General features: G+C 53.0%; 12 protein-coding genes. 11 read left to right on the top strand and 1 reads right to left on the bottom strand.

Annotated elements, in window-relative coordinates:
• Positions 1 to 157 precede the first annotated feature (157 nt).
• The 11 genes from ACOTY5_RS07410 (at position 158) to ACOTY5_RS07360 (ending at position 12,851) form a co-directional block, all read left to right on the top strand.
• The gene (locus tag ACOTY5_RS07410) at positions 158 to 1,855 is read left to right on the top strand and encodes a sugar phosphorylase (RefSeq protein WP_045142572.1); all 1,698 of its coding nucleotides are present in this window, start codon (positions 158 to 160) and stop codon (positions 1,853 to 1,855) included.
• Between the two features lie 13 nt (positions 1,856 to 1,868).
• Complete coding sequence (locus ACOTY5_RS07405) at positions 1,869 to 3,161, top strand: ABC transporter substrate-binding protein (protein ID WP_062933958.1); 1,293 nt, start codon at positions 1,869 to 1,871, stop codon at positions 3,159 to 3,161.
• Between the two features lie 21 nt (positions 3,162 to 3,182).
• Entirely contained in the window at positions 3,183 to 4,064 is an 882-nt protein-coding gene (locus ACOTY5_RS07400; protein ID WP_003856862.1) for a carbohydrate ABC transporter permease, read from the top strand.
• Entirely contained in the window at positions 4,051 to 4,893 is an 843-nt protein-coding gene (locus tag ACOTY5_RS07395; RefSeq protein WP_015570402.1) for a carbohydrate ABC transporter permease, read from the top strand. Before ACOTY5_RS07400 ends, ACOTY5_RS07395 begins: the two co-directional genes overlap by 14 nt.
• Positions 4,894 to 4,921: 28 nt before the next feature.
• On the top strand, positions 4,922 to 5,971 hold the full coding sequence (locus ACOTY5_RS07390; protein WP_062933957.1) for a zinc-dependent alcohol dehydrogenase: 1,050 nt from the start codon (positions 4,922 to 4,924) through the stop codon (positions 5,969 to 5,971).
• A gap of 17 nt (positions 5,972 to 5,988) precedes the next feature.
• Positions 5,989 to 6,777, top strand: coding sequence for a sugar phosphate isomerase/epimerase family protein (locus ACOTY5_RS07385; protein WP_003856868.1), 789 nt, complete (start codon positions 5,989 to 5,991; stop codon positions 6,775 to 6,777).
• Positions 6,778 to 6,788: 11 nt separating this feature from the next.
• Positions 6,789 to 7,847 (top strand): Gfo/Idh/MocA family protein, encoded by a 1,059-nt coding sequence (locus ACOTY5_RS07380; RefSeq protein WP_101677597.1) that lies wholly within the window; start codon positions 6,789 to 6,791, stop codon positions 7,845 to 7,847.
• Positions 7,841 to 10,120 (top strand): glycoside hydrolase family 65 protein, encoded by a 2,280-nt coding sequence (locus tag ACOTY5_RS07375; RefSeq protein WP_045142575.1) that lies wholly within the window; start codon positions 7,841 to 7,843, stop codon positions 10,118 to 10,120. Before ACOTY5_RS07380 ends, ACOTY5_RS07375 begins: the two co-directional genes overlap by 7 nt.
• Positions 10,110 to 10,775, top strand: coding sequence for a beta-phosphoglucomutase (gene pgmB / locus ACOTY5_RS07370; protein WP_045142576.1), 666 nt, complete (start codon positions 10,110 to 10,112; stop codon positions 10,773 to 10,775). Before ACOTY5_RS07375 ends, pgmB begins: the two co-directional genes overlap by 11 nt.
• Positions 10,776 to 10,788: 13 nt before the next feature.
• Positions 10,789 to 11,871 carry an ABC transporter ATP-binding protein gene (locus ACOTY5_RS07365; protein ID WP_045142577.1) on the top strand — a complete coding sequence of 361 codons (1,083 nt, stop codon included), beginning with the start codon at positions 10,789 to 10,791 and terminating at the stop codon, positions 11,869 to 11,871.
• A 65-nt stretch (positions 11,872 to 11,936) separates the two neighbouring features.
• Positions 11,937 to 12,851 carry an OmpG family monomeric porin gene (locus tag ACOTY5_RS07360; protein WP_023303821.1) on the top strand — a complete coding sequence of 305 codons (915 nt, stop codon included), beginning with the start codon at positions 11,937 to 11,939 and terminating at the stop codon, positions 12,849 to 12,851.
• A 33-nt stretch (positions 12,852 to 12,884) separates the two neighbouring features.
• On the opposite strand, the gene ACOTY5_RS07355 is transcribed toward ACOTY5_RS07360, so the two are convergent.
• Positions 12,885 to 13,895, bottom strand: coding sequence for a LacI family DNA-binding transcriptional regulator (locus tag ACOTY5_RS07355; RefSeq protein WP_023296696.1), 1,011 nt, complete (start codon positions 13,893 to 13,895; stop codon positions 12,885 to 12,887).
• Positions 13,896 to 13,984 lie beyond the last annotated feature (89 nt).

The raw sequence follows: 13,984 nt of genomic DNA, 5'->3' as shown, positions 1-13,984 counted from the left end.
CATGACTTTCCCTTCTGCGTTTCTTCTGCTTTTCTGCTTTCTTTGCGGCAGCTCACAATAATGCGTTGCGCTGCGCTGAGATTGCCGCTTTCTGCCCCCGGGTCCGTTGACAGATATTTTACATGGGAGTAGATTGCCAATCCGTGGGACCGCTACCATGGAAAATAATGTGAACGCAAAAATTAAAAAACTTATCAATCATATTTACGGTGAATCATTTTCAGATGCACACCTTAACGTGTTATTAACTAAGCTTGAAAAGGCGGCGGTTAATATTACGGAAAAGCGTAAGTCAGGCTGGGATGAAAAAGACGTTGTGCTGATTACCTATGCCGATCAGTTCTCCGCGAAAGGGGAGAAAGCGTTGCCGGTATTTACCCGTTTCTATAATGAATGGCTTTCTCGCACGTTTTCTCATGTCCATCTGTTACCGTTTTATCCGTGGTCGTCGGATGATGGATTTTCCGTTATTGATTATCACGAAGTTGCACCTGAAACCGGAACCTGGCGAGATGTCGCGGAATTAAAACAGTCTGCCAGCTTAATGTTTGACTTCGTTTGCAACCATATGTCAGCGAAAAGCGAATGGTTTGCTAATTATCTGGCGCAGAAGCCGGGCTACGAAGATTTCTTTATTTCTGTCGATCCCGAAACCGATTTATCGGCGGTGACGCGTCCCCGCGCATTACCGCTGCTGACGCCGTTTACGCTTAATGATGGCAGCGTTCGTCATCTGTGGACCACATTCAGCGATGACCAGATCGATCTCAATTTCGCCTCGCCGCAGGTGCTGATTGCCATGGTTGACGTTCTGCTCCATTACCTTATGGAAGGGGCGCGTTATATCCGTCTGGATGCGGTCGGGTTTATGTGGAAGATCCCGGGAACCACCTGTATTCATCTGGAACAAACCCATTGCCTTATCCAGCTGTTCCGCACCATTACGGACGCCGTGGCGCCTGGAACGGTGATCATCACTGAGACAAATGTTCCCCACAAAGACAATATCTCTTACTTCGGTGATGGTGAAAATGAAGCCCAGATGGTCTATCAGTTTTCCTTACCACCGCTGGTGCTGCACGCCGTTCATCGTCAGGATGTTAAAGCCCTGTGCCGGTGGGCGGGCTCGCTGGCGCTGCCTTCAACTTACACCACCTGGTTTAATTTCCTTGCTTCACATGATGGTATCGGATTGAACCCGTTACGCGGCATCCTTCCGGAATCAGAGATCCTCTCGCTGGTCGAAAAGCTTCAGCAGGAAGGCGCGCTGGTCAACTGGAAAAATAATCCTGACGGAACGCGAAGCCCCTATGAAATTAATGTCACCTATCTTGATGCGTTGAGTTTGCGAGACAGCTCAGATGATGAGCGCATTGCGCGGTTCATCCTGGCGCATGCTGTGTTGTTAAGTTTTCCTGGCGTACCGGCTGTATATATTCAAAGCATTCTTGGTTCGCGTAACGATTATGAAGGTGTCGAACGTCTCGGATATAATCGCGCGATAAACAGGAAGAAATACACCGCAGGTCAGGTTGATCGGGAGCTTAATAATAAGAAGAGTTTACGTTATCAGATTTATTCTCGTTTGAATGAGCTTATTGCTATTCGTCGCGGCGAGCGTGCGTTCCATCCGGATAGTCAGGCTATTTTTGACGCAATCGGTGAACATATTCTTAAAATTGTTCGTGTTGCTGAAAATGGCGAGCGAATGACAGCATTATTTAATTTTAGCAATAAAATGCAGACCGTTTATGGACAAACGCTCTTTGGTAGGGAATTACTCTCAGGACAAGATATTAGCGGTACGGAACTGACCCTCAATCCATGGCAGGTAATGTGGATTAAAGAAAACTAAAAAGGACCCTAAAATGAAAATGCCCAAAATTGTGCTGTTATCAGCACTGGTTTCGTGCGCCCTGTTATCAGGCTGTAAGGACGATAAAGCATCTCAGGTCACCATTGAGTTTATGCACTCGTCGGTAGAACAGGAGCGTCAGGCAGTTATTACGAAACTGATCGAAAAATTCGAGAAAGAAAACCCGACTATTACGGTGAAACAGGTCCCCGTTGAGGAAGATGCCTATAACACCAAGGTCATTACGTTGGCCCGTACCGGCGCGCTGCCGGAAGTGATTGAAGTCAGCCATGACTACGCCAAAGTCATGGATAAAGAGCAACTGCTGGACCGTGACGCGATCGGCAACGCGATTAACGCCGTCGGTGAAGATACCTTTTACGACGGTATTTTACGCGTTGTTCGCACCGAAGACGGCAAGGCATGGACGGGGGTGCCGGTTAGCGCGTGGCTGTCCGGCGTCTGGTATCACAAAGATGCGCTCGCGGCAGCGGGAATCGAAGAACCGCACAACTGGGAGCGACTGCTGAAAGCCAGTCAGGCGCTCAACGATCCGGCGAAAAAACATTACGGTATCGCGCTTCCAACCGCAGAAAGCGTCATGACGGAGCAGGCCTTCTCGCAGTTTGCGTTGTCAGGCGGAGCCAACGTCTTTGATGCAAACGGCAACGTGAAAATCGATACCCCTGAAATGTCGAAAGCGTTGGCGTTTTATCGGGCACTGGCCGCGAACACCATGCCGGGCTCCAATGATGTCATGGAGATCAAAGACGCCTTCATGAACGGCTCTGCGCCTATGGCCGTTTACTCCACCTATATCCTGCCCGCGGTCTACAAAGATGGCAATCCGGCCAACCTGGGGTTCGTGGTCCCGACGGAAAAATCATCAGCCGTGTACGGCATGATCACCTCGTTGACGATCACGACCGGCCAGACCGAAGAGGAAACGCAGGCGGCAGAAAAATTTGTGACCTGGATGGAGCACGCTCAAAACGCGTCTGACTGGGTGATGATGTCCCCTGGCGCGGCGCTGCCGGTGAACAAACTCGTGGTGGGCACTGAGAGCTGGAAAAACAACGACGTGATCAAAGCCTTTGGCCAACTGCCTTACGAGCTGATTGCGCAGTTCCCGAACGTCCAGGTATTTGGCGCCGTGGGCGATAAAAACTTTACCCGCATGGGAGACGTTACCGGGTCCGGCATTATCAGTTCCATGGTGCATAACGTGACGGTGGGACAAAAAGATCTCAATGCGACGTTAAGCAACAGCCAGAAGAAACTGACTGACCTGATATCACAACGATAGGAGCGCTTTGCGAAGGGAATTATGAAGACGTTGTTTTCTGGTCGTTCAGATATGCCTTTCGCCATGCTGCTGTTGGCCCCCAGCCTGATTTTGCTGGGGGGCCTGGTGGCCTGGCCAATGATTTCCAACATTGAAATCAGTTTTTTACGTTTACCGCTGAACCCGCGTATTGATGCGGTGTTCGTCGGCCTGGATAACTACATTCGCATTCTGGGCGATGCTGCGTTCTGGCACTCCCTGTGGATGACGTTCTGGTATACGGCGCTGGTCGTGCTCGGCAGCACCGGGCTGGGACTGGCCGTAGCGATCTTCTTTAACCGTGAATTCCGCATGCGGAAAACGGCACGTTCACTGGTGATTTTGTCCTACGTGACGCCGTCTATTTCACTGGTATTTGCCTGGAAATACATGTTCAACAACGGCTACGGGATTGTGAACTATCTGGGCGTTGATCTGCTGCATCTCTACGATCAGGCGCCGCTATGGTTCGATAATCCTGGCAGCAGTTTTGTGCTGGTTGTCCTGTTCGCCATCTGGCGTTACTTCCCGTACGCCTTTATCTCGTTCCTCGCGATTTTGCAGACCATTGATAAATCATTGTACGAAGCGGCAGAGATGGACGGAGCAAATGCCTGGCAGCGTTTTCGTATCGTGACGTTGCCCGCCATCATGCCGGTGCTGGCCACGGTGGTCACGCTGCGAACCATCTGGATGTTCTACATGTTTGCGGATGTTTATCTGCTCACCACCAAGGTCGACATTCTGGGCGTATATCTCTACAAAACCGCCTTTGCGTTCAATGACCTGGGTAAAGCAGCCGCCATTTCCGTTGTGCTGTTTGTGATCATCTTCGCTGTCATTCTGCTGACCAGAAAAAGGGTAAACCTCAATGGCAACAAATAAACGCGTTCTGGGCCGTATCGGTTTTTATCTGGGACTGGCGCTATTTCTGATTATCACGCTGTTTCCATTTTTTGTGATGTTGATGACGTCGTTCAAAAGCGCGAAAGAGGCGATCTCGCTGCACCCGACCATTCTGCCGCAGGAGTGGACGCTACAGCACTACATCGACATCTTTAACCCGCTGATTTTCCCGTTTGTGGATTACTTTCGTAACAGCATGGTGGTGTCGCTGACCTCCTCGGTCATTGCGGTGTTTCTCGGCACGCTGGGCGCGTATGCGTTATCCAAACTGCGCTTTAAAGGGCGCACGACGATCAATGCGAGCTTCTACACCGTCTATATGTTCTCCGGGATCCTGCTGGTGGTGCCGCTGTTCAAAATCATCACCGCGCTCGGCATTTATGACACCGAACTGGCGCTGATCATCACCATGGTGACGCAGACATTGCCTACCGCGGTCTTTATGCTGCGCAGCTATTTCGACACCATCCCGGACGAAATCGAAGAAGCCGCGATGATGGACGGCCTGAACCGCCTGCAAATCATCTTCCGCATCACCGTGCCGCTGGCGATCTCGGGTCTGGTGTCGGTCTTTGTCTACTGCTTCATGGTGGCGTGGAATGACTATCTGTTCGCCTCCATTTTCCTGTCCAGCGCCAGCAACTTCACGTTGCCGGTCGGGCTGAACACGCTCTTCAGTACGCCAGATTACATCTGGGGTCGCATGATGGCTGCATCGCTGGTAACGGCACTTCCGGTCGTCATTATGTATGCCCTGTCTGAACGTTTCATTAAAAGTGGTTTGACCGCCGGCGGCGTGAAGGGCTGAGGCGGCCGATTTTAACAAGGAGTCAGTCATGAAAAAATTAGTTGCGACAGCGCCCCGTGTAGCGGCGCTGGTGGAATACGAAGATCGTCCTGTTGCAGCACATGAGGTGAAGATTCGTGCCCGTTATGGCGCCCCGAAACACGGTACTGAAGTCGTGGATTTCCGCGCGGCAAGCCCGTTCATCAATGAAGAGTTCAACGCGGAGTGGCAGATGTTTACCCCGCGTGAAGAAGGTGCAGCGCGCGGTATCGAATTTGGTAAATTCCAGCTGGGGAACATGATCGTCGGCGACATCATCGAATGTGGTGCGGACGTGACCGAATACCAGATCGGCGACAGCGTCTGCTGCTACGGCCCGTTGCAGGAAACGGTCATCGTTAACGCGGTGAACAACTATAAGCTGCGCAAAATGCCGCAGGGCGCATCCTGGAAAAATGCCGTTTGTTACGATCCGGCGCAGTTCGCCATGAGCGGCGTGCGTGATGCTAACGTCCGCGTAGGGGATTTCGTCGTGGTTGTGGGGCTGGGCGCGATTGGCCAGATTGCGGTTCAGCTGGCGAAAAAAGCCGGCGCGTCAGTGGTTATTGGTGTCGATCCTATCGAACATCGCTGTGAGATCGCCCGCCGTCACGGTGCAGACCACTGCCTGAACCCAATCGGTACCGATGTTGGTCTGGAAATTAAGAAACTGACCGGCAAGCAGGGCGCGGATGTGATCATCGAAACCAGCGGATTTGCAGATGCGCTGCAATCTGCGCTGCGCGGTCTCGCCTACGGCGGAACGATCTCCTACGTGGCCTTCGCCAAGCCGTTCGCGGCGGGCTTCAACCTTGGTCGCGAAGCACACTTCAACAACGCCAAAATTGTCTTCTCCCGCGCATGTGAACCCAACCCGGATTATCCGCGCTGGAGCCGCAAGCGTATTGAAGAGACCTGCTGGGAATTGCTGATGAACGGTTATCTCAATTGCGAAGATCTGATCGACCCGGTCGTCACCTTCACCACCAGCCCGGAAAGCTATATGAAGTATGTCGATCAGCACCCGGAACTCAGTATCAAAATGGGCGTCACTTTTTAAGCTAAGGACAGCAAATCATGAAAATCGCAACACAAAACCAGGCCTTTTTCCCGACCGCTATCATGGAAAAATTCGAATACATCAAAGCGATGGGATTTGATGGCTACGAAATTGATGGCCGTCTGCTGGTGGAAAACCTCGACGAAGTAAAAGCGGCTATCAAAGCCACCGGCCTGCCGGTCACGACGGCCTGTGGCGGATACGATGGCTGGATCGGGGATTTTATCGAAGAACGCCGCCTGAACGGTCTACAGCAGATTGAACGCATTCTGGAAGCGCTGGCAGAAGTGGGCGGCAAGGGGATTATCGTTCCGGCTGCGTGGGGGATGTTTACCTTCCGTCTGCCGCCAATGACTTCGCCACGTAGCCTGGACGGCGATCGCAAAGCGGTCAGCGCTTCCCTGCGCTGGCTGGATGAGGTGGCAGCGCGCACCGGTACTACCGTCTACCTGGAGCCGCTGAACCGCTATCAGGATCATATGATCAACACCCTGGCCGATGCGCGTCGTTATATCGAAGAGAACGGCCTGAAGCACGTGCAGATCATCGGTGATTTCTACCACATGAATATTGAAGAAGACTCCCTGACGGAAGCGCTGCATCAGAACCGCGACCTGCTGGGTCATGTGCACATTGCTGATAACCACCGCTATCAGCCGGGCAGCGGCAGCCTCGATTTCGCCAGCCTGTTCGATCAGCTGCGTGCCGATAACTATCAGGGTTACGTCGTGTACGAGTGCCGGGTGCGTGCCGACGATCCGGCTCAGGCCTATAAGGACTCTCTCACTTACTTGCGTGAATGCTAAGGATGACGAGCGTGATGAGTGCTTCTACACCTTTGCCTCTGCGCGTCGCCATCATTGGCGCCGGGCAGGTTGCAGACAAAGTGCATGCCTCGTATTACGCCACGCGCAGTGATGTTCAAATGGTGGCTGTCATGGACAGCCGCCTTGAGCAGGCACAGGCGTTCGCGGAACGTTATGCTATTCCATCGGCATGGCAGGACGCTCACGAGATGTTGCAGGAAGTAAAACCGGATGTGGTGAGCGTCTGTTCGCCTAACCGGTTCCATTTTGAACATGTGATGGCGGCTCTCGAAGCAGGCTGTCATGTGATGTGTGAAAAGCCGCCGGCGATGACGCCGCACCAGGCGGATGAGATGCGTCTCGCGGCGCGCAAGGCCGGAAAAGTCCTCGCGTACGATTTTCACCATCGCTTTGCCCTGGATACCCAGCTCCTGCGCGATGCGGTTATGAACGGAACGCTCGGTGAAATTTACTTCACCTCCGCGCAGGCGCTGCGTCGTTGCGGTGTGCCGGGGTGGGGCGTGTTCACCAATAAATCGCTTCAGGGCGGCGGGCCGCTGATCGATATCGGCATTCATATGCTGGATGCCGCGATGTATGTGCTGGGCTTCCCGGCCGTGAAGCGGGTAACCGCGCACAGCTTCCAGAGACTGGGGAACCGGAAACACACCGGCCAGTTTGGCGAATGGGATCCTGCGCAGTTTACCGTGGAAGATGCCCTGTTTGGCACGATTGAGTTCTGCAACGGTGGCATTCTGCGTCTGGACACCTCTTTTGCGCTTAATATCCGCGAGCAGTCGATCATGAACGTCTCTTTCTGCGGTGAGAAGGCGGGTGCAACGCTGTTCCCGGCACACATTTATAACGACGAAGCCGGTGTTTTGCAGACGCTGATCCAGCGTGAAGAAGCTGACGATCGGAGACATCTGCGCAGTATGGACGCGTTTGTTCGCCACGTATTGGGCGAGCCGGTCATGATTGCCGATGCGGAGCAGGGGCTGGTGATCCAGCAATTAGTCGCGGCGTTATATGAAGCCGCGGAAACAGGGGAAAGCGTGACGTTATGCTGAACCAGTCTGTATTAACCGATCCGGGCTTTTGCCCGCATAGTCTGAATAAGTACGCGTCCATTATGGCCTGCGGCAATGGCTACATGGGCATGCGCGCCACGCATGAAGAAGATTACACCCAGCAGAGCAGAGGCATGTATCTCGCGGGGCTGTATCATCGCGCGGGACGCAACGAAACCACTGAGCTGATCAATCTGCCGGATGTCACCGGGATTGAAGTTGAGCTGGACGGCGTCAATTTCACGCTCCTTTCAGGCGAAATTCTTGAGTGGCAACGCGAGCTGGCCTTTGCTAACGGCGAACTGCATCGTAACGTTGTCTGGCGTTCGCCGGACGGAAAACGCTATCGCCTCGAGAGCCGTCGTTTTGTTTCGCTGGACCAGTTGCCCTTAGTGGCAATGCAGCTTTCGATCACACCGCTTGACGGCGCCGCTCAGGCCGTGCTGAAAACCGGCATAGATGCGACACAAACGAACAGCGGCAGGCAGCATCTGGATGAAATCTCGGTCAGGGTCTTTGACCAGCACTACATGCAGGGTATGTATGAAACGCAGGACCGGGCGTCTGAAGTTGTTGTTTCGGCGTTTTGTCAGCTCTCTGCTAAGAGCGATAGCTGTTTCACCGCCAAAAATCGTCGCCTCAGCGTTCATCATTCTCTGACTATCTCGCAAGGTGACACTGTCACGCTTGAAAAAATCGTCTGGCTGACGCATCGCTGCGATAAATCGCTCTCGCAGGAGTCTTTCGCCCGCAACGCGCTGGCCGATCTCAAAGTCTGCGCGGCAAGAGGCTACGATGCGTTGCTTGAAAGCTCAGCGTACGCCTGGGAAGCGGTCTGGCGTGATGCTCGGGTGGAAGTGACTTGTGCAGAACAGCAGGATCAGCTGGCGCTGGATTACGCCGTCTGGCATCTGACGACAATGACGCCTGCTCATGATGAGCGAAGCAGTATTGCGGCTAAAGGGCTGACGGGTGAGGGGTATAAGGGACACGTCTTCTGGGATACCGAAATTTTCCTGCTGCCGTTCCATCTGTTTACCCGTCCACAGATTGCCCGCAGTCTGCTGCGCTATCGCTGGCTCAATCTTTCGGGCGCGCGTGAAAAAGCACGCCGTAACGGTTGGCCGGGCGCGTTGTTCCCGTGGGAAAGCGCCGCCAGCGGACAGGAAGAGACGCCAGAATTCGCGGCCATTAACATCCGCACCGGGGTTCGCCAGAAGGTCGCCTCCGCACTCGCTGAACACCACATCGTGGCAGATATTGCCTGGGCCGTTGTCGCTTACTGGCAGGCAACACACGACGATGCCTTTATGCGCAATGAGGGCCTGACGCTGCTGATGGAAACCGCTTCGTTCTGGATGGGACGCGCGACGGAAATTAATGGTCGTCTTGAGATCCATGACGTAATTGGACCGGATGAATACACCGAGCATGTCAACAACAACGCCTACACCAACTATCTGGCCTGGCACAACGTTGCCTGCGCGCGTCAGTTTATGGCGATGTTTGGGCGTGAAGATGCGCGTTTTACGGAGAATGCCGGGACGTTTCTGGCGCGCCTGTGGCTGCCAGAGGCCGACGCAGAGGGTGTGATCCCGCAGGATGATACCTTCATGGCAAAACCTGCCATCGATCTGAGCCGCTATAAAGCCAAAGCGGGTAAGCAAACCATTCTGCTTGATTACTCTCGCGCGGAAGTGAACGAGATGCAGATCCTGAAGCAGGCCGACGTGGTGATGCTTAACTACCTGCTGCCGGAACGGTTTACGCCGCAGCAATGTGCCGCCAATCTGGCGTTCTACGAGCCACGCACGATCCATGATTCATCCCTGAGTAAAGCCATTCACGGCATTGTGCTCGCACGCTGCGGTGACACTGACGGGGCGTATGCCTTCTGGCGCGATGGTATCGCCATTGACCTGGGAGACGACCCGCACAGCAGCGATGATGGTATTCATGCCGCCGCCACCGGTGCGATCTGGTTGGGCGCCATTCAGGGATTTGCTGGCCTGCACATTAGCGAAGGGGAGCTGCATCTTGCGCCGAAGCTGCCTGTTCACTGGCAGAAACTCGCCTTCCCGCTGCGGTGGCGGGACGCAACAATGCACGTTACCTGTGAAGATGACCAGTTAACCATTGAAACCACCGCACCTGTCACGTTGACGCTATGGGGTAAAACGCTGCACGTATCAGGGCGAAAGGTCTGCGCGCGTAAGGACTTTCTTGCATCTGTTAATGGGACCGCTACCACGGAGGGGCGCCATGACGCTTAACGCTGTTGTATTCGATCTGGACGGGGTGATCACCGATACCGCGCATCTTCACTTTCTGGCCTGGCGCGCCGTGGCGGAGGAGATTGGTATCACCTTCGATGAAGTATTTAACGAACAGCTGAAGGGAATAAGCCGTATGGACTCCCTCCTGCGCATTCTGAAACATGGCGGGAAAGAGGGGATGTTCAGTGACGAGCAGCGCCTGGCGCTGGCGACGAAAAAAAACGCGCTTTACGTCCAGTCGCTGGCATCACTGACCCAGGATTCGCTGCTGCCGGGTATTCGCGACGTGCTGGCGGATATTCGCGCCGCGAAGGTCAAAATTGGCCTGGCATCCGTATCGCTTAATGCTCCTGGGATTTTGCACGCGTTGGGTATTCATCAGGCTTTCGATTTTTGCGCCGATGCTTCGCGCATTTGCCGCTCAAAGCCGGACCCGGAAATCTTCCTTGCGGCCTGTAAAGGACTGAACGTGCGTCCTGAAGAGGCCATTGGTATCGAAGATGCCGCCGCAGGAGTAGATGCGATTAACGCCGCAGGAATGCTGTCGGTCGGGATTGGGCCTGGCCTGAACCATGCGGGATTACAACTTCATTCAACGCAGGAACTGACCTGGGAACGCCTGACGGCGTTCTGGGCATCCCGGGCGTATTGATAAGGAATTAATAATGGCTCAACTGTCTCTGAAACACATTCAGAAAATCTATGATAACCAGGTCCACGTGGTGAAGGATTTCAACCTCGAAATTGAAGACAAAGAATTTATTGTCTTCGTCGGTCCATCGGGCTGTGGGAAATCCACGACGCTGCGAATGATTGCCGGCCTTGAGGAGATCAGCGCGGGTGAACTGATTATTGACGGGGTTTGCATGAATGATGTTCCCGCCAAGTCCCGTGATATTGCGATGGTCTTCCAGAACTATGCGCTCTATCCGCATATGACGGTCTACGACAACATGGCGTTTGGCCTGAAAATGCAAAAAATTGCGCCCTCCGTCATTGAAGAACGCGTTAGCTGGGCGGCACAGATCCTGGGCTTGCGCGACTATCTCCAGCGTAAACCTGGCGCGTTGTCCGGCGGTCAGCGCCAGCGCGTGGCGTTAGGCAGGGCGATAGTGCGCGAAGCGGGGGTCTTCCTGATGGATGAGCCTTTATCCAACCTCGATGCCAAACTTCGTGTGCAGATGCGCGCTGAAATCAGCAAGCTGCACCAGAAGCTTAACACCACCATGATTTACGTGACGCACGATCAGACGGAAGCCATGACGATGGCGACCCGCATCGTGATTTTAAAGGACGGCATCATTCAGCAGGTGGGCGCGCCGAAGCAGGTCTACAACGAGCCGGCGAATATGTTCGTTGCAGGGTTTATTGGTTCGCCTGCGATGAACTTCATTCGTGGCGCGATCGACGACCGCTACTTTGTGACGGAAACGCTGCGCCTGGAGATCCCGGAGGACAAGCTGGCCGTACTGAATGCGCAAGGTTACCAGCGTAAAGCGGTTGTCTTTGGGATCCGTCCGGAAGACATTCTCACCGCACAGCGAAGCGGTGAAAACATCACGGCGAAGATCAGCGTTGCTGAGCTGACCGGGGCTGAATTTATGCTTTATGCCACCGTGGGTGGGCATGAACTGGTCGTCCGTGCGGGAGCGGCGGATGATTACGTCGCCGGAGATAATATCGGCATCCAGTTCGATATGAATAAGTGCCATTTCTTCGATGCTGATACTGAAACAGCTATTAGATAAGAAAGGTGTTCGCCGGAAATGAAAGTTTCCGGTTTTTTGCGTGTTAATTATAAAGGAATATTTTAATGAGTACTCTACTAAGAAGTGCTGCGCTCGTTCTGTGCGCAGGGGTGAGCTGCGCGCAAGCAACAGAATCAGCCAAACAGTGGGAATTTAATATTGGCGCCATGTATGAAATTGAAAACGTCGAAGGTCAGGCTGACGATAAAGATGGATTATATGAACCCTCCGTGTGGTTTAATGCCACATGGGATGCCTGGACCATTTCGCTGGCTATGTATCAGGAGGGGCCGGTCGATTACAGTAGCATGACGCGCGGCACCTATTTCGATCGTCCTGAAGTAGAATTACGCTATCGTTTTATCGGCACCGATGATTTTACGTTCGGCCTGACCGGTGGCTTCCGTAATTATGGCTATCACTTTAAGGATGAGCATGGTGCTAAAGATGGTAGTGCTAATATGCAGCGCTACAAAGTTCAGCCTGACTGGGATATTAAACTAACCGACGACTGGCGTTTTGGCGGCTGGTTTGCCATGTATCAGTTTGCCAACGATCTGGAAAAAACCGGCTATTCTGACAGCCGCGTCGAGACCGAAACCGGTTTTACCTGGACAATTAACGAAACGGTCTCGGCAAAAGTTAATTACTATTTAGAGCGCGGTTTTAATATGGACGGTTCACGTAATAACGGTGAATTCTCCACTCAGGAAATTCGCGCCTATCTGCCGATTTCATTGGGTCAGACGACGCTAACGCCTTATACCCGTCTGGGACTCGATCGCTGGTCAAACTGGGACTGGCAAGACGATCCTGAGCGTGAAGGACATGATTTCAACCGTTTGGGTATGCTGTACGCCTATGATTTTAACAATGGTTTATCCATGACGCTGGAATATGCCTACGAATGGGAAAATCATGACGAAGGGGAAAGTGACCGCTTCCACTATGCCGGTATCGGCGTGAATTACGCGTTTTGATAACACTTCACCAGGGGCGTTTGCCCCTGGTTTTTAGCGTAATGAAGCCGCATCTGAAAAATGCGTTTCAACCAATATCTTATGCGGGGCAGGTTTACCCGCTATGCACCTGAACAACACATCGCAGCTCTCTTCGCCCAGCTTTCTGGTGGGGATATCAAAGCCGCCAGGCGCAGGGGTTAAAATGAGAGATAGCATTGGGTCGCTGTATCCTGCCATTGCGACCTGTTCCGGGATCGTCAGGTTTAGCGCATCCGCGGCACGATAAAGACTCAGCAATTTCATACTGTCTGTCGCAAAAACCGCATCGGGCGGGTTGTCTGAAGAGAGTAGCTGACAGGCCGCCTGAAGCGCGCTTTCATGGGTATACCCGCCATCAATAACCCAGTCCGGGTTAATCGCAATACCCTGCTTCTCAAGGCTCGATTTATAGCCCGCCAGGCGATCGATAGAAACGTGATAATCGAGCGGGGCATGCAGGCAGGCAATTTTAGTGCGACCATGTTTGATAAATGAGTCGGTTAATATGGCGCTGTCGCGGAAATTATCCGTGTCGACAGAATAGATATTCTGGTAATTGCCTTCCACTTTACCAATAACGACCACGGGCACGCCATATTCGTCCAGCGTCGCGAAAAAAGACTCGTTCGCCGGCGAGCTTAGCATGATGATCCCCTTGATCATCTTCTGCTTTATTTTACCTACGCATTTTTGCAGATCATCTTCGCTGCTTTTGGACGTTTGTAAAATAACATCAAAACCCTCTTCTTCTGCTTTTGCCGTAATGGCATGTAGTACATCAGAGAAAAACGGATTGCCTGCGGTGGTTTTGGTTGAACGGGTCGAAATAACCATAATGGCGTCGAAGCCAGAAGAGGTGAGTGCGCGGGCAAGTTTATTCGGTTGATAATTTAATTCTTCTATCGCCTTCAACACCTTTTCGCGCGCTTCAGGAGAAATATTCGTTTGTTTATTCAGAACGCGCGACACGGTTGATTTCGAAACGCCAGCAACGCGGGCAATATCATAGATGGTGGGTGACATACACCTTACTCACTCCAGACGGACAGCAATTGCGCCCATCTTACTGGAGAGAAAACGGCAATAGCAATAATTAAGAATTGATAATCAAC

The organism is Enterobacter cloacae complex sp. SHL018 (assembly GCF_049237905.1).
In the GTDB taxonomy this organism is placed as follows: Bacteria; Pseudomonadota; Gammaproteobacteria; order Enterobacterales; family Enterobacteriaceae; genus Enterobacter; species Enterobacter hormaechei_C.
Note: the sequence above shows the minus strand (reverse complement) of the source record. Positions and strands in the feature narration are given on the sequence as shown.

Coding starts and splice junctions, on each gene's coding strand:
- ACOTY5_RS07405 (WP_062933958.1), top strand. CDS start 1,869: ATGAAAATGCCCAAAATTGTGCTGTTATCAGCACTGGTTTCGTGCGCC.
- ACOTY5_RS07400 (WP_003856862.1), top strand. CDS start 3,183: ATGAAGACGTTGTTTTCTGGTCGTTCAGATATGCCTTTCGCCATGCTG.
- pgmB (WP_045142576.1), top strand. CDS start 10,110: ATGACGCTTAACGCTGTTGTATTCGATCTGGACGGGGTGATCACCGAT.
- ACOTY5_RS07385 (WP_003856868.1), top strand. CDS start 5,989: ATGAAAATCGCAACACAAAACCAGGCCTTTTTCCCGACCGCTATCATG.
- ACOTY5_RS07365 (WP_045142577.1), top strand. CDS start 10,789: ATGGCTCAACTGTCTCTGAAACACATTCAGAAAATCTATGATAACCAG.
- ACOTY5_RS07390 (WP_062933957.1), top strand. CDS start 4,922: ATGAAAAAATTAGTTGCGACAGCGCCCCGTGTAGCGGCGCTGGTGGAA.
- ACOTY5_RS07355 (WP_023296696.1), bottom strand. CDS start 13,895: ATGTCACCCACCATCTATGATATTGCCCGCGTTGCTGGCGTTTCGAAA.
- ACOTY5_RS07410 (WP_045142572.1), top strand. CDS start 158: ATGGAAAATAATGTGAACGCAAAAATTAAAAAACTTATCAATCATATT.
- ACOTY5_RS07360 (WP_023303821.1), top strand. CDS start 11,937: ATGAGTACTCTACTAAGAAGTGCTGCGCTCGTTCTGTGCGCAGGGGTG.
- ACOTY5_RS07375 (WP_045142575.1), top strand. CDS start 7,841: ATGCTGAACCAGTCTGTATTAACCGATCCGGGCTTTTGCCCGCATAGT.
- ACOTY5_RS07395 (WP_015570402.1), top strand. CDS start 4,051: ATGGCAACAAATAAACGCGTTCTGGGCCGTATCGGTTTTTATCTGGGA.